This is a genomic window from Pseudomonas sp. GW456-L12, from assembly GCF_059424045.1.
On sequence record NZ_JBWKZA010000005.1, the window covers coordinates 1 to 17,981 of the forward strand.

At 60.9% G+C, this 17,981-nt stretch carries 18 protein-coding genes; 15 read left to right on the plus strand and 3 right to left on the minus strand.

Annotation, left to right across the window (positions count from 1 at the left end):
- Positions 1 to 267 (plus strand): hypothetical protein (locus AC07Y9_RS07865; protein ID WP_218277444.1); only part of this gene is annotated, 267 nt, incomplete at its 5' end.
- An 84-nt stretch (positions 268 to 351) separates the two neighbouring features.
- Here AC07Y9_RS07865 and AC07Y9_RS07870 read toward each other — a convergent pair.
- Positions 352 to 1,572 carry a CaiB/BaiF CoA transferase family protein gene (locus AC07Y9_RS07870; RefSeq protein ID WP_102678778.1) on the minus strand — a complete coding sequence of 407 codons (1,221 nt, stop codon included), beginning with the start codon at positions 1,570 to 1,572 and terminating at the stop codon, positions 352 to 354.
- Positions 1,573 to 1,585: 13 nt separating this feature from the next.
- Positions 1,586 to 2,767 (minus strand): acyl-CoA dehydrogenase, encoded by a 1,182-nt coding sequence (locus AC07Y9_RS07875; RefSeq protein ID WP_007924234.1) that lies wholly within the window; start codon positions 2,765 to 2,767, stop codon positions 1,586 to 1,588.
- A 157-nt stretch (positions 2,768 to 2,924) separates the two neighbouring features.
- Between AC07Y9_RS07875 and AC07Y9_RS07880 the strand changes: the two genes are divergently transcribed.
- The 11 genes from AC07Y9_RS07880 to AC07Y9_RS07930 all read left to right on the plus strand — a co-directional run bounded on the left by AC07Y9_RS07880 (position 2,925) and on the right by AC07Y9_RS07930 (position 13,072).
- On the plus strand, positions 2,925 to 3,824 hold the full coding sequence (locus tag AC07Y9_RS07880; RefSeq protein ID WP_102678777.1) for a LysR family transcriptional regulator: 900 nt from the start codon (positions 2,925 to 2,927) through the stop codon (positions 3,822 to 3,824).
- A 451-nt stretch (positions 3,825 to 4,275) separates the two neighbouring features.
- On the plus strand, positions 4,276 to 5,397 hold the full coding sequence (locus AC07Y9_RS07885; protein ID WP_007924238.1) for a Re/Si-specific NAD(P)(+) transhydrogenase subunit alpha: 1,122 nt from the start codon (positions 4,276 to 4,278) through the stop codon (positions 5,395 to 5,397).
- A gap of 15 nt (positions 5,398 to 5,412) precedes the next feature.
- Entirely contained in the window at positions 5,413 to 5,736 is a 324-nt protein-coding gene (locus AC07Y9_RS07890) for an NAD(P) transhydrogenase subunit alpha part 2 (protein WP_003187010.1), read from the plus strand.
- The gene (locus AC07Y9_RS07895; protein WP_102678776.1) at positions 5,736 to 7,172 is read left to right on the plus strand and encodes an NAD(P)(+) transhydrogenase (Re/Si-specific) subunit beta; all 1,437 of its coding nucleotides are present in this window, start codon (positions 5,736 to 5,738) and stop codon (positions 7,170 to 7,172) included. Before AC07Y9_RS07890 ends, AC07Y9_RS07895 begins: the two co-directional genes overlap by 1 nt.
- 180 nt (positions 7,173 to 7,352) lie before the next feature.
- Positions 7,353 to 8,846, plus strand: coding sequence for a succinyl-CoA:acetate CoA-transferase ScpC (gene scpC / locus AC07Y9_RS07900; RefSeq protein ID WP_102678775.1), 1,494 nt, complete (start codon positions 7,353 to 7,355; stop codon positions 8,844 to 8,846).
- Between the two features lie 319 nt (positions 8,847 to 9,165).
- Complete coding sequence (locus AC07Y9_RS07905; RefSeq protein ID WP_009041553.1) at positions 9,166 to 9,381, plus strand: DUF1127 domain-containing protein; 216 nt, start codon at positions 9,166 to 9,168, stop codon at positions 9,379 to 9,381.
- A 277-nt stretch (positions 9,382 to 9,658) separates the two neighbouring features.
- On the plus strand, positions 9,659 to 9,868 hold the full coding sequence (locus tag AC07Y9_RS07910; protein ID WP_007924249.1) for a DUF1127 domain-containing protein: 210 nt from the start codon (positions 9,659 to 9,661) through the stop codon (positions 9,866 to 9,868).
- A gap of 165 nt (positions 9,869 to 10,033) precedes the next feature.
- The gene (locus AC07Y9_RS07915; RefSeq protein WP_102678774.1) at positions 10,034 to 10,351 is read left to right on the plus strand and encodes a DUF2388 domain-containing protein; all 318 of its coding nucleotides are present in this window, start codon (positions 10,034 to 10,036) and stop codon (positions 10,349 to 10,351) included.
- 106 nt (positions 10,352 to 10,457) lie between these two features.
- A complete protein-coding gene (locus AC07Y9_RS07920) occupies positions 10,458 to 10,766 on the plus strand; it encodes a DUF2388 domain-containing protein (protein WP_053263282.1) in 309 nt (102 codons plus the stop codon).
- A gap of 27 nt (positions 10,767 to 10,793) precedes the next feature.
- On the plus strand, positions 10,794 to 11,114 hold the full coding sequence (locus tag AC07Y9_RS07925; RefSeq protein ID WP_007924254.1) for a DUF2388 domain-containing protein: 321 nt from the start codon (positions 10,794 to 10,796) through the stop codon (positions 11,112 to 11,114).
- Complete coding sequence (locus tag AC07Y9_RS07930) at positions 11,111 to 13,072, plus strand: DUF7844 domain-containing protein (protein WP_087092804.1); 1,962 nt, start codon at positions 11,111 to 11,113, stop codon at positions 13,070 to 13,072. Before AC07Y9_RS07925 ends, AC07Y9_RS07930 begins: the two co-directional genes overlap by 4 nt.
- Positions 13,073 to 13,152: 80 nt before the next feature.
- Here AC07Y9_RS07930 and AC07Y9_RS07935 read toward each other — a convergent pair whose 3' ends face one another.
- Positions 13,153 to 13,554 carry a GFA family protein gene (locus tag AC07Y9_RS07935; RefSeq protein WP_053263266.1) on the minus strand — a complete coding sequence of 134 codons (402 nt, stop codon included), beginning with the start codon at positions 13,552 to 13,554 and terminating at the stop codon, positions 13,153 to 13,155.
- A 343-nt stretch (positions 13,555 to 13,897) separates the two neighbouring features.
- Between AC07Y9_RS07935 and AC07Y9_RS07940 the strand changes: the two genes are divergently transcribed.
- The 3 genes from AC07Y9_RS07940 to AC07Y9_RS07950 all read left to right on the plus strand — a co-directional run bounded on the left by AC07Y9_RS07940 (position 13,898) and on the right by AC07Y9_RS07950 (position 17,935).
- On the plus strand, positions 13,898 to 15,205 hold the full coding sequence (locus AC07Y9_RS07940; protein ID WP_007924260.1) for a CitMHS family transporter: 1,308 nt from the start codon (positions 13,898 to 13,900) through the stop codon (positions 15,203 to 15,205).
- An 88-nt stretch (positions 15,206 to 15,293) separates the two neighbouring features.
- A complete protein-coding gene (locus AC07Y9_RS07945) occupies positions 15,294 to 16,061 on the plus strand; it encodes a TerC family protein (RefSeq protein ID WP_007924262.1) in 768 nt (255 codons plus the stop codon).
- Positions 16,062 to 16,276: 215 nt separating this feature from the next.
- Entirely contained in the window at positions 16,277 to 17,935 is a 1,659-nt protein-coding gene (locus AC07Y9_RS07950; protein ID WP_009041545.1) for a Na/Pi cotransporter family protein, read from the plus strand.
- The last annotated feature ends 46 nt before the right edge of the window (positions 17,936 to 17,981 follow it).

A 17,981-nucleotide genomic window follows, 5' to 3' on the forward strand; every position in this document is an offset into this window, starting at 1 on the left:
CAGCGGGAGGCGAATTCTACAGCGTTACACGCTGCTGTCAACACCTCTTTTTCTCCGCTTTCGACCGAGAAGATCGAATCGTTAACTCGGCGAAAACTGACTGCCGAATCAACTCCTTCGGGCTTCGATGAACTGAAGCGTAACCGCTGTCGAAAACCGCGTAACTCGTTGAATCTCAAGGAGTTTTCCGTTTCGACTGCGCCGGAAGTGGGGCGAATTATAGACGTCCAGAATCTGCCGTCAACCCCTAATTTGCTTTTACTATGAATAAACCTTAAAACACCCCAAAAGGGGTGTTTTCAGGCCTCTTATATAGAAGGGATCAGATGCTCTCTATATAGCAGAGCGCATTCACACCACACCCGAGGCTCGCAAGGCATCCACGGACTCAAGCTCAAGCCCCAGCACTCGCTGCAGAACCTGGGCGGTATGCTCTCCTAATAGAGGAGGCGCATGACGGTACTCGACCGGCGTCTCGGAGAGACGGATCGGACTCGCTACCTGAGGCACCAACCCCGCCAACGCATGAGGCAGCTCGATCGCCAACCCGCGTGCTTTGACCTGCGGGTCCTCGAACATCTGCGCCAGATCGTTGATAGGGCCGCAAGGCACCCCCGCCTGCTCCAACTGGGCAACCCACTCAGCGGTGGTCTTGAACACCGTGGCCTGACGGATCAATGGAATCAGCACCGCCCGATTGGCAACCCGCAGCTTATTAGTCGCAAAGCGCGGATCGTCCGCCCACTGCGGCTGGCCCGCCACCTCGGCAAACTTGCGGAACTGCCCGTCATTCCCCACGGTAAGGATGAAATCGCCATCCGCCGTGGGAAAGTCCTGATAAGGCACGATATTCGGGTGAGCATTACCCAGGCGCTTGGGAGCGACTCCGGTGGTCAGGTAGTTCATCGCCTGGTTGGCCAGACACGCAACCTGTACATCCAGCAACGCCATATCAATGTGCTGCCCACCGCCGTCATGCTGCCGGTGCGCCAATGCGGCAAGAATCGCCACAGTCGAGTACAACCCCGTCAGGATATCCGTCAATGCCACGCCGACTTTCACCGGCCCGGCGCCCTCATCACCCTCGGGACGCCCGGTCAGGCTCATCAGCCCGCCCAGCCCCTGGATCATGAAGTCGTAGCCGGCACGCTTGGCATAAGGCCCGGTCTGGCCAAAGCCGGTAATGGAGCAATAGATCAGATTAGGGTTGAGCGCCTTCAGCGACTGATAGTCCAACCCATAGGCCGCCAGACCGCCAACCTTGAAGTTCTCGATCAGAATGTCGGACTTGGCCGCCAACTCGCGCACCAGGCGCTGACCTTCCGGCCGAGTGAAGTCGATAGTCACCGATTGCTTGTTTCGGTTGGCCGACAGGTAATAGGCAGCCTCCGTAGTGTTCTCACCATAAGCGTCCTTGAGGAAAGGCGGCCCCCAGGCGCGCGTATCGTCACCATTACCCGGACGCTCGACCTTGATCACCTCGGCCCCCAGGTCCGCCAGGATCTGACCGGCCCAAGGCCCGGCCAGCACTCGCGACAAGTCCAGCACCCGCAAATGAGATAACGCGCCCATGGCCGTTCTCCTATCAGTAGAACGCCTGGATGCCGGTCTGTGCGCGCCCCAGGATCAGCGCATGGACGTCATGAGTCCCTTCGTAGGTGTTCACCACCTCCAGGTTGACCAGGTGACGGGCAATGCCGAACTCGTCGGAGATGCCGTTACCGCCCAGCATGTCACGGGCCATGCGAGCGATGTCCAACGACTTGCCGCAGGAATTGCGCTTCATGATCGAGGTGATTTCCACCGCCGCCGTACCTTCATCCTTCATCCGGCCCAGACGCAGGCAACCTTGAAGGGCGAGGGTGATCTCGGTCTGCATGTCCGCCAGTTTTTTCTGGATCAGTTGGGTAGCCGCCAGCGGGCGGCCGAATTGTTGACGGTCCAACGTGTATTGGCGAGCGGTGTGCCAGCAGAATTCGGCCGCACCCAGGGCGCCCCAGGAAATACCGTAGCGGGCAGAGTTCAGGCAGGTGAACGGACCTTTCAGACCCCGTACATCCGGGAAGATGTTCTCTTCCGGCACAAAGACGTTGTCCATGACGATTTCGCCGGTGATGGAAGCGCGCAGCCCGACCTTACCGTGAATCGCTGGAGCACTCAGACCTTTCCAACCTTTCTCCAGTACGAAGCCGCGGATATCCCCAGCATCGTCCTTGGCCCAGACCACGAACACGTCAGCAATCGGGCTGTTGGTGATCCACATCTTGCTACCAGTCAGGCTGTAACCGCCATCGACCTTACGGGCACGGGAAATCATCGCGCCCGGATCGGAGCCATGGTTAGGCTCGGTCAGACCAAAGCAGCCGATCCACTCGCCGGAGGCCAGCTTCGGCAAATACTTCTGCTTCTGGGCTTCGGTACCAAATTCATTGATCGGCACCATCACCAGGGAGGACTGCACGCTCATCATCGAGCGGTAGCCGGAGTCAACACGCTCCACTTCGCGGGCAATCAAGCCGTAGCAGACATAGTTCAGACCGCTGCCGCCGTACTGTTCGGGAATGGTGGCACCCAGCAGGCCGACTTCGCCCATTTCGCGGAAGATCGCCGGGTCGGTCTTTTCATGACGGAAAGCTTCGAGCACACGCGGCGCCAGCTTGCCTTGAGCGAATTGCTCGGCACTGTCGCGCACCATGCGCTCCTCTTCAGTGAGCTGTTGATCCAGCAGAAGGGGATCGATCCAGTTGAAGCTTGCTTTACCGCCCATGAGTGAGTCCTCGTGAAGTAGGTCAACGTTCGTGGACTGATCCTAGGCCGGCTTTGCGGGCGCGGCAAACGAGGATTTCGCATACTGTTGTGCTAATTTCTCACTCCGTAACAGCCGAAAGCGGCTTTTAGCGATTCCATTAGTGAGATTGCCGTACATGCGCAGAAAGATCCCCAGCACTGCCGCCCTCATCAGCTTCGAAGCTGCCGCCCGTCACGAGAGCTTTACCAAGGCAGCGCAGGAGCTTTCGCTGACCCAAGGTGCAATTTGCCGACAGATCGCCAGCCTGGAAGAGTTTCTCGGAGTCGAGCTGTTCCGCCGGTCCCGACGCGGCGTCAAGCTGACCGAGGCGGGGCTCTCCTACAGCCGCCGCGTGGCGACTCAACTGGACGCAGTGGAACGCGACACGCTGTCCGTCATGGGCCAGCAGGGCGCCAACGTCATCGAGCTGGCAGTGGTCCCGACCTTTGGCACCCAATGGCTATTACCCCGACTCAAGGATTTTCAGCAGCGACACCCGGAAGTCACGGTCAACCTGACCAACCGCACCCGGCCTTTCCTGTTCGCCGATACCGACTTCGACGCCGCGATTTACTTTGGCGATGCCGACTGGTCGGGTACCCAATCCCATCGCCTGATGGGAGAAAACCCGATGCCGGTATGCAGCCCCGAAACCCTGGGCAATCGCACCCGGCTAAGCGCTGAAGAAATCGCCGAGTTGCCGCTGCTGCAGCAGACCACGCGCCCCTATGCCTGGCGGCAATGGTTCAACTCACAGCACCTGAATATCCCGCGAGACATGACAGGCCCGCGTTACGAACTATTCTCCATGCTGGCGCAAGCCGCCATGCACGACATGGGTATAGCCCTGATCCCGCCATTCCTTATTCAACGAGAGCTGAGGGAAAAGCGCCTGGTGATTGCCAACCCCGAAGCACTGGCGAGCATCAAGGCGTATTACCTGATGATTCCCGAGCGCAAGGTGGAATCAGCGTCTTTACGGGCTTTTCGTGATTGGCTGGTGGAACAGGCACAAGGCTACAGCCTTGAGAAATAGCAGGGCAGGGCGACAAGCTGACTTCGTAGTCAGAAAAAACAAAACACTACGGATATAACTAAATGTCGCATTTAGGCAGACTGTATCGATAAGCGGAACAACCGTCCTATAAGTGCCTAACCACGCGGCTTGTAGGGCTTTTTTAGGGCCATAAACGCCCATTCACATGAGCAATGTGAAAAATGTTTTATTTTCCGTCGAAATCCTTACAAGGCACGGCTTGCAAGGGATTGAGCCCTACCCTTGCGACATTCGGTCACGGGGTGACTTGTAGTTAATTTTCCGTCACCCCTCATAATCCCTTGAAGGGCGTAATGTTCGCCTGCAAAATGCCGCGCCCCGCCTTGATTCTGGCGGGATCGTGCTGATCGGCCGCCCCAGCTGCACCATCCGTAGTGCGCTGGCCTTCTAAAAAAGATCGAAAGCAATAAGATCACGCAGGAGATTTGACGTGCACATTGGTGTTCCTCTCGAGACCCAAACGGGTGAAACACGGGTTGCTGCAACCCCGGAAACCATCAAGAAACTGATCGGCCAGGGTCATAAAGTCACTGTGCAGAGCGGCGCCGGCATCAACGCCAGTGTTGTCGACAGTGCCTATGAAGCGGCAGGTGCAACCATTGGCAGCGCCAACGATGCATTCGGCGCGGAGCTGATTCTCAAGGTCGTGGCTCCCAGCGACAGCGAACTGGCCCTGATCAAGAGCGGCACCGTCCTGGTGGGCATGCTCAATCCGTTCAGCAATGAAACCATTGCCAAGATGGCCGAGCGCGGCATCACCGCCTTCGCCCTGGAAGCAGCGCCGCGTACCTCGCGGGCTCAGAGCCTGGATGTGCTGTCCTCGCAAGCCAACATCGCCGGTTACAAGGCAGTGCTGCTGGCTGCCCACTATTACCCGCGCTTCATGCCGATGCTGATGACCGCCGCGGGCACCGTGAAAGCCGCTCGCGTACTGATTCTCGGTGCCGGCGTTGCCGGCCTGCAGGCCATCGCCACCGCCAAGCGCCTGGGCGCCGTGATCGAGGCCTCGGACGTGCGTCCGGCGGTCAAGGAACAGATCGAATCCCTGGGGGCCAAGTTCGTCGACGTGCCTTACGAGACCGATGAGGAGCGTGAATGCGCCGTCGGTGTCGGTGGCTACGCACGCCCGATGCCTGCCAGCTGGATGCAGCGCCAGGCCCAGGCCGTGCACGAACGCGCCAAGCAGGCCGACATCGTGATCACCACCGCCCTGATTCCAGGCCGCAAGGCGCCAGTACTGCTGAGCGCCGAAACCGTGGCCCAGATGAAGCCGGGATCGGTGGTCGTCGACCTCGCCGCGGCCCAGGGCGGCAACTGCCCGCTGACCGTGGCGGATCAGGTGGTGGTCGAGAATGGCGTGACCATCGTCGGCCCGACCAACCTGGCCGGCGCTGTCGCTGCCGACGCCTCGGCGCTGTACGCCCGCAACCTGCTGGACTTCCTGAAGCTCGTCTTCACCAAAGAAGGTCAGTTCGAGGTCAACCTAGAAGACGACATCGTCGCCGCGTGCCTGATGTGCCGCGACGGCCAAGTCATCCGTAAAAACGCCTAAGCAGGGATTCAGACGATGGAAGAGCTTATCTCCCCCGGTATCTACAACCTGATCATCTTCGTGCTGGCGATTTATGTCGGTTATCACGTGGTCTGGAACGTTACGCCCGCACTGCACACGCCGCTGATGGCGGTGACCAACGCCATTTCGGCGATCGTGATCGTCGGCGCCATGCTGGCCGCCGCCCTGACCGTGACGCCGCTGGGCAAGACCATGGGCACGCTGGCCGTGGCCCTGGCCGCGGTCAACGTGTTCGGCGGCTTCCTGGTAACCCGCCGCATGCTTGAGATGTTCAAGAAAAAAGCCCCGAAAGCCGTAAAAGAAGAGGCGCCCAAGTAATGAGCATGAATCTGGTAACGACGCTCTACCTGATCGCGTCGATCTGCTTTATCCAGGCCCTCAAAGGCCTGTCGCACCCGACCTCCTCGCGTCGCGGCAACCTGTTCGGCATGCTCGGCATGGCCCTGGCGATCGTCACCACCGTCGGCCTGGTATTCAAGCTCGGCGCGGAGCTGGCGACCGTTGGCATCGGCTACGTGATCGTCGGCCTGCTGATCGGCGGCACCGCCGGTTCGATCATGGCCAAGCGCGTGGAAATGACCAAGATGCCGGAGCTGGTGGCCTTCATGCACAGCATGATCGGTCTGGCGGCGGTGTTCATTGCCATTGCCGCCGTGGTGGAGCCGCAGTCCCTGGGCATCGTCAAGCAGCTGGGTGATGCGATTCCGGCCGGTAACCGCCTGGAACTGTTCCTCGGTGCGGCCATCGGTGCCATCACCTTCTCCGGTTCGGTGATCGCCTTCGGCAAGCTGTCGGGCAAGTACAAGTTCCGCCTGTTCCAGGGCGCACCGGTACAGTTCGGCGGCCAACACAAGCTGAACCTGGTTCTCGGCCTGGCAACCCTGGGCCTGGGCGTGACCTTCATGCTCACCGGCAACCTCGGCGCCTTCGCCCTGATGCTGGTCCTGGCCTTCGTGCTGGGCGTGCTGATCATCATCCCGATCGGCGGCGCCGACATGCCGGTGGTGGTGTCGATGCTCAACAGCTACTCGGGCTGGGCAGCGGCGGGGATCGGCTTCTCGCTGAACAACTCGATGCTGATCATCGCCGGCTCCCTGGTGGGCTCGTCCGGTGCGATCCTGTCGTACATCATGTGCAAGGCGATGAACCGTTCGTTCTTCAACGTACTGCTTGGCGGCTTCGGCAACACTGCCGACGCTGGCGGCCCGGCGGGCGCGCAAGAGGCCCGCCCGGTGAAGTCCGGTTCGGCCGACGACGCGACCTTCCTGCTGACCAACGCCGACACCGTGATCATCGTTCCGGGTTACGGCCTGGCGGTCGCCCGGGCACAGCACGCGTTGAAAGAGCTGACCGAGAAACTGACTCACCATGGCGTGACCGTGAAGTACGCGATCCACCCGGTAGCAGGGCGCATGCCCGGCCACATGAACGTGCTGCTGGCCGAGGCCGAAGTGCCGTACGACCAGGTGTTCGAGATGGAAGACATCAACTCCGAGTTCGGCCAGGCTGACGTGGTGCTGGTGCTCGGCGCCAACGACGTGGTCAACCCGGCGGCGAAGAACGATCCGAAATCGCCGATCGCCGGCATGCCGATTCTCGAGGCGTTCAAGGCCAAGACCATCATCGTCAACAAGCGTTCGATGGCCAGCGGCTATGCCGGCCTGGACAACGAACTGTTCTACCTGGACAAGACCATGATGGTGTTCGGCGACGCCAAGAAAGTCATCGAAGACATGGTCAAAGCCGTCGAGTAAAACCTGCTCCAGCGCAACACCCAAGACCTCAGCCTTTAGTAGGCTGGGGTTTTTTATTTCCCGCACAAACCCGACAAAAGGCTCTAAATCGCGGCCTTTCATTCGACCTTGGTAGCGGGACGAATTTTTTTGAAATCACTAGACTGCGCATCTTGCTTCCGCTGCCCGAGATAACAATCCATGTACCGTGATCGTATCCGCTTGCCTTCGTTGTTGGATAAGGTGATGAGCGCCGCCGACGCTGCCGCTCTGATTCAGGACGGCATGACCGTCGGCATGAGCGGTTTCACCCGCGCCGGCGAAGCCAAGGCCGTGCCCCATGCGTTGGCCGAGCGCGCCAAGGTAACCCCACTGAAAATCAGCCTGATGACCGGCGCCAGCCTGGGCAATGACCTCGACAAGCAACTCACCGAGGCCGGTGTCCTGGCTCGACGCATGCCGTTCCAGGTCGACAGCACCCTGCGCAAGGCGATCAATGCCGGCGAGGTGATGTTCATCGACCAGCACCTGTCGGAAACCGTGGAACAGTTGCGCAACCAGCAGCTCAAGCTGCCGGACATCGCTGTCATCGAAGCCGTGGCGATCACCGAGCAGGGCCATATCGTGCCGACCACCTCGGTGGGCAACTCCGCCAGTTTCGCAATCTTCGCCAAGCACGTGATCGTCGAGATCAACCTGGCGCACAACCCGAACCTGGAAGGCCTGCACGACATCTATATCCCGACCTACCGGCCGACCCGCACGCCCATCCCGCTGGTGAAGGTCGACGACCGTATTGGCAGCACCGCCATCCCGATCCCGGCGGAGAAGATCGTCGCGATCGTCATCACCAACCAGGCGGACTCGCCATCCACCGTCTCGACCCCTGACAGCGAAACCCAGGGCATCGCCAATCACCTGATCAACTTCTTCAAGCAGGAAGTGGACGCTGGCCGCATGAGCAACAAGCTCGGCCCGCTGCAGGCAGGCATCGGCAATATCGCCAACGCGGTGATGTGCGGCCTGATCGAGTCGCCGTTCGAAGACCTGACCATGTACTCCGAAGTGCTGCAGGACTCGACTTTCGACCTGATCGACGCCGGCAAGCTGAGCTTCGCCTCAGGCAGCTCGATCACCCTGTCGAGCCGCCGCAACGCCGATGTGTTCGGCAACCTGGAGCGTTACAAGGACAAGCTGGTACTGCGCCCGCAGGAGATCTCCAACCACCCGGAAGTGGTGCGTCGCCTGGGCATCATCGGCATCAATACCGCCCTGGAGTTCGACATCTACGGCAACGTCAACTCCACCCACGTCTGCGGCACGCGGATGATGAACGGCATCGGTGGTTCGGGGGACTTCGCGCGCAACGCGCACCTGGCGATCTTCGTCACCAAGTCCATTGCCAAAAGCGGGGCGATTTCCAGCGTGGTGCCGATGGTCAGCCACGTCGACCACACCGAGCATGACGTCGACATCCTGGTGACCGAGATCGGCCTGGCCGACCTGCGTGGCCTGGCGCCACGGGAGCGGGCACGGGTAATCATCGACAACTGTGTACACCCGGACTATCGCCAGGCGCTGAATGACTACTTCACCGCCGCCTGCGCCCTGGGCGGTCACACACCACACGTCCTGCGCGATGCTCTGCGCTGGCACATGAACCTGGAAGAAACCGGGCGCATGCTCGCTGTGTGATGGGTACAGTCGATGGCTGACGCAAGCACAGTTGCGTCAGCTCATCGACAACCCTTAAACACTTGTCAAAAACTGTACTGCTGTACCGGTACTTTCCCCCCTCAAAACCCTACCTTTTTCGAGAAAACACCTTGAAACGCACCTAAATGGTGCTGACAGGTACAGTTGCATCATTTCCGAACAGTACAGCACCTATAAACAGTTAACTGGTCCCTCACAATACAGATGAACTGTATCTAGAGAGACTGGCGCGAGAGGAGGATCATGGGCACCAGTTAAACCACTACCTAATCCCGCCACAAGCGGAAGGATGCACACCATGGAACGTACACTCAGTTCCGAACTGTTCTTCGAAGACAAAGCTGCAAAAACCCAGGCTTCCATGCCTCTGCGCGTTCTCGCCAACCTGATGCTGTGGCAGCGCCGCATCTCCAGCCGCCACCAACTGGCTCGTCTGGATTCGCGCCTGCTGGCTGACGCAGGTATCAGCGAAGCTCAACGCTACGAAGAGCTGAGCAAGCCGTTCTGGCGCTAAGTTAGCGTCGCTGGCTCTGACCCACCGGGTCCACCGCCAGCACCCCGAATTGAAAAAACAAAACCCGTCGCGGGCAACCGCGACGGGTTTTGTCGTTTAAGGCCTGGCAATGCCGGAAGCCGCCGGTACAGAAAGGGTATGGCTCGGCAGATACAGTTTAAATATAAACAAAACTGAACCAGTACAATTTTATACCGGTGTATCTGTATGCATGCCTGTATGAATAGCAACATGGTGTCCCAAGTCCCTGACTTCGGCCTGCCGAAAGGACCGCACCATGAACCACATACCAGGACGTATCGCACCTCTCAGCTTTTCCCATCCTCAGATAAGCGTGTGGAAACGCTTGTACCGCGCCTTGTGCCAGATGCAGCAGAACGCCCGAACACGTCGAGTGCTGGCAGGGCTCAACGATCAGCAATTGTCCGATGTAGGCATCAGCCACAGCGACCGCATGGCCGAACTGGACAAACCCTTCTGGCGCTAGTTCGCACCAGGACAGCATGAAGAGGGCTATTCGAACAGATGGGGTGAGCCTAATATCCGGTAGCGTGTAGCGATTTTCCTGAAGGGGCGTCTGATTCATCTGCCCCACAGTGACTACCCGGTGCCCACTCAGCACCACCCTATCTGTTATCAAGGAGTTTTACCTATGTCCCGTCTTCGCCTGCTCAGCGCTGCTGCCTTGCTGGCCTTGGCCTCCAACGCCCACGCCTCCAGCTTTATCGTTACCACCGATGCGGTAGTCGGCGCACTCAAGGCCACTTCCGATGCGACTTCCGACGTCACATCCTCGTTCCGTGACAACAAAATCGTGCGCGCCGCTCGTGACGACGCCGCCAGTTTTGTCGCTACCGAAGGCGCCATTCGCGGTGCGAAGCTGGAAAGCGCGTTTGACCACATCCGCCAGCAGTTGCCACAACTGAGCGCTACTGACGCCCAGCTCGCTCAGGCCATCCTGACGATCTGACTTCCGCTCCGGTGACGGGTGCGCCAACGCACCCGAAACCCTGGACGCTGGCTCTCGCCCGGGCATTGCGCTAGCCTTGCTGCTGGTTTTTCAGCTGTCGAGACTCATGCGTTTTTTCAGATCCTTGCTTACCGTCCCTTCGTTGATTGTCCTGTGTTGGACTGGCTCGGCCGCTGCTTTCGACCTGAGCACACAAGGCCTGGTCATCACGGGCTACGCCACCAGCAAAGTGACCTCCGCGCCTTTCGACAACAAACGCGTACTGGCGGCCCAGGATGATGCCGCGGCGTTCATTGCCACTGACGGCCACCTGCGCGGAGCCCGGCTGGAATCAGCCCTGAAATACCTGCGTAAAACCCAGCCACAACTTCATGTCGGCGACCTTGAACTGGCGCAGGCAATTCTCGTCCAATAACTATCCCTGTCATCCCGGAGTCGTTCCATGCGTAGCCCGCTGATTGCTGCCACCCTTGGCCTGTTGCTGTTGGCTGATGTGGCCCAGGCGCAAACCCTGGTAGCCACCAGTAACATCATCGTTCGAGCCTTTGGTCGTACCATCGATTTCACCTCAGACACCACCACCTCCATCCGCGACTCGAAAATCGTACGTGCCGCCCATGACGACGCCGCCAGCTTCGTCGCCAGCGACGGCGATATTCGTGGCGCCCAACTGGAAGCCGCCTTCGATACCTTGCGTAACCGTGTGCCGCAAGCCCGCGGCGCCAGTGATCAGGTGCTCGCCGAAGCCATCCTCGCACTGTGAGGCCGCTCGCCGCCTGGCTGCTGGGCGCAGCGCTGTTACTCCTGGGCAACAGCGCCCAGGCCGGCCTGCAACTGCGGCTCAAGACCGAAGGCTTGAGCCCGGAGCAGCAGCACGCCAGCCAGGCGCTGCTGGATGAAGCGATGCAAGCGCTGCCGCCGCGCTTCATCGAACAACTGGACCGTCGCATCGATGTCGGCTGGACCGACGACATGCCTCACAACGCCTACGGCCAGGCATCGCTGGTCGACGAACTCGACCTGAATCGCAAACTGCTGGCCAGCCTCACCGACGGTAGCGCGGCCACCCAGAAGACCCATCGCCCCCATGGCACCGTGCGCCGGGAAATGCTCGCCACCGTGCTGCATGAGCTCACCCATATTTATGACCGTTCGCGCCTGTGGTCGGGTGCCGAACGCACGCTGATCCAGCGCTGCAGCCGCCAGAACAGCGCCTCGGGCCTGATCGGGCTGCCGGACCAGTGCCGTGGCCAGACCGCGCGCCGTTTCACCCTCAGCGACGACCCGCGCCTGCTCGACCTCGCCGGCTGGCCGCAGTACGTTGGCCGCCGCGGCGAACGCGAGCAGTACAACCGCCAGGTCGCCCGCAGCCCGGACATCTACGAAACGACCAACCCCAAAGAGTTCGTCGCGGTGAACATGGAGTACTTCCTCCTGGACCCGAGCTACGCCTGCCGCCGACCGGCGCTGTACCGTTATTACCAGGAACACTTCGGCTGGGCACCGAAGGCCAAGGACACCTGCGCCCAGTCCTTCGCCTTCCTCAATGCCGGCAACGACTTCGCCAAGCAGCCGCTGGGCAAGGTCGACCCGGAGCGGGTCTATGCCGTGGATTACCTGCTGGCCGAAGCCAACCAGAACTGGGTCAGCCGCTGGGGGCACAGCATGTTGCGCCTGGTGATCTGCGCACCTGGCCGGCCGCGCGGGCCGGATTGCCGGCTGGACCTCGAGCAGCACCTGGTGCTGTCCTACCGCGCCTTTGTCGGTGACGTGCAGCTGTCGAGCTGGGACGGCCTGGTCGGCAAATACCCGTCCCGCCTGTTTATCCTGCCATTGGCCCAGGTCATCGATGAATACACCAAGACCGAGCTGCGCAGCCTGGCTTCGGTGCCGCTGAACCTGTCGCGCAACGAGATCGAAGAAGTGGTCGAGCGTGCCGCCGAGATGCACTGGAGCTACGACGGCAACTATTACTTCCTGTCCAACAACTGCGCCGTGGAAAGCCTGAAGCTGCTGCGCAGCGGCAGCAACAATGCCCAGCTCACCGGGCTCGACAGCATCATGCCCAACGGCCTGCTGGAAGTGCTCAAGGGCCGCGGCCTGGCCGACACCAGCGTATTGGACGATCCTCGCGAAGCCTTGCGCCTGGGGTATCGCTTCGACTCCTTCCGCGACCGCTACCAGGCGATGTTCGAGGTGTTGAAAAAGCACCTGCCGATCAAACAGAACAGCGTGGAAGACTGGCTGTCCCTGAGTGCCGCGCAGCGTCGCCAGTGGTTCGACCAGGCGGACCTGCGCACCAGCGCCGCCTTGCTGCTGCTCGAACAGGCGAGCTTCCGGCGCCAGCTGCTGCTGGCCCAGGATGAGGTCAAGCAACGTTATCTGGGGGCTCGCGAGCTGCAGAACGGCGGTATGGACAAGGCCAACAAGACCCTGCAGGAAATCCTCGCCAACAGTGGCTTCCTCAGTCGCCCGGCCGAACTGCTCGGTAGCAGCGGTTATGGCTTGCCGCAGCCGAGCGAATGGCAACGCCTGGAAGCGGAAAGCAGCCTGCGCCAGAAACAGCTGCAGGCCCTGACCGGCGATCTGGACAAGGAAGTGCGCGCGTTGCTGGAGCCGAGCCGCGCTGCCGAAATCGCCGCCAACGAGGCCAACCTGAAACAGCTCGGCGAACATCTGCGGGCCTTGCACAAGGCGGCGGGCGGGCTGGAACTGCCCTGACGTCAAAAGCTTCGCGGGCAAGCCTCGCTCCTACGAGAATGCGCAGGAACGAGGCTTGCCTGCGAAGCGATCCCACAACCTTACAACGTCTCCTCGGCCTCTCCCGGCAACTGCTCATCCAGATGCAACCAGGGCAAACGGCTGTCGGTCCAGATATGCCGCTCGGCCGGCGCCAGCTCCGGATGGTCCAGGGTGGCGATGGTCACATCGATGCTGTCCGGGCTCAATTGGGTGACCAGCGCCAGATGCGCTCCGCAGTTCGGGCAGAAATACCGCGCACAACCGGGCGAAGAGTCGTAGCGGGCCGGCGTCCCGGCCAGCCATTGGAAAGCCTGGCGGGGCAGGGTGATCCAGGTAGTCACCAGGCCGCCGCTGACCCGCCGGCAGATCGAACAATGGCAATGGGCGATATCGCACAATGGCCCGCTGAACTGATAACGCAGCTGGCCGCAGTGGCAACCGCCGGTGTGCAACAGGCTCATACGAGGACCTCCCAGCGACTGTTCCGGAAAACTCGGCCAACGGGCCGATCTGGTTGTTTTTTGACCGCACGTCGGCTCGCGACGCATCCACTCATTGCTTTCTACAACGAAAGGTAGCTGAAAGCTTCCGCGATTAGGATCGCCTCCACTACCGGCAACAGACCGGTTGGCCAATGGGCGTTTTTGCGCCTCCAGGCCCAATTAACAACAACAATGGTGATTCTGATGTCCGTTCGTACCCGCCTTTTCGTCCCGCTTCCTCCAGCCCGTCCCGCGCTTCCCGCTCTGCGCTGACCCCATCCGGTTCGCCATTCCCTAGCCGCGCTACGCCTGGAGTATTCCCATGCTGACTTTCCTTGGCTTCGCCATGGTCATCACCTTCATGTTCCTGATCATGACCAAGCGCCTGTCCGCGCTGATCGCCCTGATCATCGTTCCTATCCTGTTCGCGCTGTTCGGCGGCTTCGCCCCGAAGATCGGCCCGATGATGCTCGAAGGCATCACCAAGCTGGCGCCGACCGGCGTGATGCTGATGTTCGCCATCCTGTATTTCGCCCTGATGATCGACTCCGGCCTGTTCGACCCGGCCGTGCGCAAGATCCTCAAGCTGGTCAAGGGTGACCCGCTCAAAGTCTCGGTCGGTACCGCCGTGCTCGCGCTGGTGGTGTCCCTGGACGGCGACGGCGCCACCACCTACATGATCTGCGTGGCGGCCATGCTGCCGCTGTACAGCCGCATCGGCATGAGCCCGCGGATCATGGCCGGCCTGATCATCCTGGCCGGCGGCGTGATGAACATGACCCCCTGGGGCGGCCCGACCGCCCGTGCCGCCAGTGCGCTGCATGTCGACCCGTCGGACATCTTCGTGCCGATGATCCCGGCAATGCTGGCCGGCGTTGTGGCGATCCTGGCGATCGCCTACATGTACGGCAAGCGCGAACGTGCGCGCCTGGGTGAACTGCACCTGCAGGGCGACGAGATCGACCACAGCGAAATCAGCGTTTCGCAGTTCCCGGATGCTCGTCGTCCGAAGCTGATCTGGTTCAACGGCGCCCTGACCTTCGCCCTGATGTGCGCACTGATCGCCGGCCTGTTGCCGCTGCCTGTGCTGTTCATGGTGGCCTTCAGTATCGCGATGATCGTCAACTACCCGTGCCTGCAACAGCAGAAGGATCGCGTCGCGGCCCATGCCGGCAGCGTGCTGGCGGTGGTCGGGCTGATCTTCGCCGCCGGTATCTTCACCGGCATCCTGTCCGGTACCGGCATGGTCGATGCCATGTCCAAGAGCCTGCTGGCGGTGATTCCGGATGCACTGGGCCCGTACCTGGCGGTAATCACCGCGCTGGTGAGCATGCCGTTCACCTTCTTCATGTCCAACGACGCCTTCTATTACGGTGTGTTGCCAGTCCTCGCCGAGGCCGCCAGTCACTACGGCATCACCGCGGTGGAAATGGCACGTGCCTCGATCGTCGGCCAACCCGTGCACTTGCTGAGCCCGCTGGTACCATCCACCTACCTGCTGGTAGCCCTGGCCGGTATCGAGTTCGGCGATCACCAGCGCTTCACCCTCAAGTGGGCAGTGCTGGTTTGCCTGTGCATAATGTTCGCCGCCTTGCTGATGGGGATTTTTCCGCTGTTCAGCACTCTATAAAAAGCAATTGACTCACCGCGCCGGCCGCTAGACTTCGTTCTCGGAAATCTCGACTGGCGCGGTACAACACTCGCTCAAAGGAATACACATGGAATGGCTGACCAACCCGGAAATCTGGGTTGCCTTCTTTACCCTGACCGCCCTGGAAATCGTCCTGGGTATCGATAACATCATCATGATCTCGATCCTGGTCAGCCGCATGCCCAAGCACATGCAGGCACGGACCCGGATTTTCGGTCTGGCGCTGGCCATGATCACGCGGATCCTCCTGTTGCTGTCGATCACCTGGGTCATGCGCCTGACCGCCGACCTGTTCGTGGTCTTCGGCCAGGGTATTTCCGGGCGTGACCTGATCCTGTTCTTCGGTGGCCTGTTCCTGCTCTGGAAGAGCTCCCAGGAGATGTACCACTCCCTGGAAGGCGAGGACGAAACCGCGGAAGAGCCAGGCGGCAAGGGCGGCAACTTCCTCTACACCATCATCCAGATCGCGATCATCGACATCGTGTTCTCCCTGGACTCGGTGATCACCGCCGTCGGCATGGTCTCCCATGTACCGGTCATGGTCGCGGCGATCATCGTCGCGGTGCTGGTGATGATGCTGGCTTCGGGCACCATCAGCGAGTTCATCGACAAGCACCCGTCGTTGAAAATGCTGGCGCTGTCGTTCCTGCTGGTGGTCGGTACCGTACTGATCGCCGAGGCGTTCGAAGTGCACGTGCCAAAAGGCTACGTCTACTTCGCCATGGCCTTCTCGCTGGCGGTGGAGGCGATCAACATCAAGATGCGCACCGCCATCGCGAAAAAGAAAAAGCAGCAGGACCCGGTGAAACTGCGCAAGGACATCCCGGGTCAATAACCCGAGAGCGCAGCAGGAAAAGGGGCTTTCGAGCCCCTTTTTCACGCCTGCAGAAAGTCGTTTTCTTTATGGCAGTTTTGTTTCAATCGCCGCATCAGCTATGCGATGCTGGCGCACAGACCGTTAGCCAACTACAGCTTAAGTACAGAACGTAGAACAACGCGCGGCACCGTTAACTTGCCCCTCTGGGGCGCTATTCACCACAGGGGGCCGTTATGCTCACCCTGCTCAATTTGCTGTCCGCCGTGGCCTTGCTGATCTGGGGCACGCATATCGTCCGCACCGGCATCCTGCGGGTCTATGGCTCGAACCTGCGCCACCTGATCGGCCAGAACATGGCCAAGCGTCCGTTGGCTTTCATCGCCGGGATCCTGGTCACCGCCATGGTCCAGAGCAGCAACGCCACGGCGATGCTGGTCACCTCGTTCGTCGGCCAGGGGCTGATGGCCCTGACACCCGCCCTGGCGACCATGCTCGGCGCCGACGTCGGCACCGCGCTGATGGCCCGGGTACTGACCTTCGACCTGTCCTGGCTGTCGCCGCTGCTGATCTTTCTCGGGGTGATCTTCTTCCTATCGCGCAAACAGACCCGCGCCGGCCAGCTCGGGCGGGTAGGGATCGGCCTGGGGCTGATCATCCTGGCGCTGCAATTGATCGTCGAAGCCGCCGCGCCCATCACCCATGCCCAGGGCGTGAAAGTCCTGTTCGCCTCGCTGACCGGCGACATCCTGCTCGACGCCCTGATGGGCGCGCTGTTCGCCATGATTTCCTACTCCAGCCTGGCGGCCGTGCTGCTCACCGCGACCCTGGCCGGCGCCGGTGTGATCAGCCTGCCGGTGGCCATCGGCCTGGTGATCGGCGCCAACATCGGCAGCGGGGTGCTGGCTTTCCTCAGCACCAACATGCAGAACGCCGCCGGCCGCCAGGTGGCGCTGGGCAGCCTGCTGTACAAGCTGATCGGCCTGGTGCTGATCATTCCGGTGCTCGACCCGCTCGCCCACTGGATGGACAGCCTGGACTTCAGCCCGCAAGAGGTGGTGATCGGTTTCCACTTGCTCTACAACACCCTGCGTTGCCTAGTACTGCTGCCGACGGTCGGGCCGATGGCCAAGGTCTGCACCTGGTTGCTGCCGGAGCGCCCGGAAACCAATGGCCGGGCCAAGCCTCGCCACCTCGATCCGACCGCCCTGGCCACCCCTAGCCTGGCCCTGGCCAACGCGGCGCGGGAAACCCTGCGCATCGGCGACCTGGTCGAAACCATGCTCGAAGCCGTGCGCGATGTGCTGCACGGCAAGCAGACCGCGATCACCCAGGAAATGCGCAACCTCAACGACGATGTCGAAGTGCTCTATAACGCGATCAAACTCTACCTGGCGCAGATGCCCCGGGAAGACCTGGGCGAACAGGACAGCCGGCGCTGGGCCGAGATCATCGAACTGGCGATCAACCTGAAACTGGCCAGCGACCTGATCGAACGCATGCTGCGCAAGGTCCAGCAGCAGAAGACTGCGCAGCGTCGCTCCTTTTCCGAAGTCGGCCTGGAAGAACTGGCCGGCCTGCATGAACAGCTGATCGCCAACCTGCGCCTGGGGCTTTCGGTGTTTCTCAGCGCCGATCCGGAAAGCGCGCGCCAGCTGCTGCGGGAAAAACGCCGCTTTCGCGCTCAAGAACGTCGCCTGGCCCATGCCCATGTCAGCCGTCTGCAACGTAAAATCGTCCAGAGCATCGAGACCAGCTCGCTGCATCTGGAACTGATCGCCGATATGAAGCGCTTGAATTCGCTGTTCTGCGGCAGCGCCTACGTGGTGCTGGGTTCCTCCGAAACCGGCGCGCTTGCCGTGGACGATATGGCTGACATCACCCATTCACCCTGAACGTCCACAGTTACCCGAAGTCTGTAGAACTTACGCCCGTCGTAAG

Bases quoted from the DNA above. Each gene is read 5' to 3' on its own strand.
- AC07Y9_RS07870 (WP_102678778.1), bottom strand. From the start codon at position 1,572: ATGGGCGCGTTATCTCATTTGCGGGTGCTGGACTTGTCGCGAGTGCTG.
- AC07Y9_RS07875 (WP_007924234.1), bottom strand. From the start codon at position 2,767: ATGGGCGGTAAAGCAAGCTTCAACTGGATCGATCCCCTTCTGCTGGAT.
- AC07Y9_RS07880 (WP_102678777.1), top strand. From the start codon at position 2,925: ATGCGCAGAAAGATCCCCAGCACTGCCGCCCTCATCAGCTTCGAAGCT.
- AC07Y9_RS07890 (WP_003187010.1), top strand. From the start codon at position 5,413: ATGGAAGAGCTTATCTCCCCCGGTATCTACAACCTGATCATCTTCGTG.
- AC07Y9_RS07895 (WP_102678776.1), top strand. From the start codon at position 5,736: ATGAGCATGAATCTGGTAACGACGCTCTACCTGATCGCGTCGATCTGC.
- scpC (WP_102678775.1), top strand. From the start codon at position 7,353: ATGTACCGTGATCGTATCCGCTTGCCTTCGTTGTTGGATAAGGTGATG.
- AC07Y9_RS07905 (WP_009041553.1), top strand. From the start codon at position 9,166: ATGGAACGTACACTCAGTTCCGAACTGTTCTTCGAAGACAAAGCTGCA.
- AC07Y9_RS07910 (WP_007924249.1), top strand. From the start codon at position 9,659: ATGAACCACATACCAGGACGTATCGCACCTCTCAGCTTTTCCCATCCT.
- AC07Y9_RS07915 (WP_102678774.1), top strand. From the start codon at position 10,034: ATGTCCCGTCTTCGCCTGCTCAGCGCTGCTGCCTTGCTGGCCTTGGCC.
- AC07Y9_RS07920 (WP_053263282.1), top strand. From the start codon at position 10,458: ATGCGTTTTTTCAGATCCTTGCTTACCGTCCCTTCGTTGATTGTCCTG.
- AC07Y9_RS07925 (WP_007924254.1), top strand. From the start codon at position 10,794: ATGCGTAGCCCGCTGATTGCTGCCACCCTTGGCCTGTTGCTGTTGGCT.
- AC07Y9_RS07935 (WP_053263266.1), bottom strand. From the start codon at position 13,554: ATGAGCCTGTTGCACACCGGCGGTTGCCACTGCGGCCAGCTGCGTTAT.
- AC07Y9_RS07940 (WP_007924260.1), top strand. From the start codon at position 13,898: ATGCTGACTTTCCTTGGCTTCGCCATGGTCATCACCTTCATGTTCCTG.
- AC07Y9_RS07945 (WP_007924262.1), top strand. From the start codon at position 15,294: ATGGAATGGCTGACCAACCCGGAAATCTGGGTTGCCTTCTTTACCCTG.
- AC07Y9_RS07950 (WP_009041545.1), top strand. From the start codon at position 16,277: ATGCTCACCCTGCTCAATTTGCTGTCCGCCGTGGCCTTGCTGATCTGG.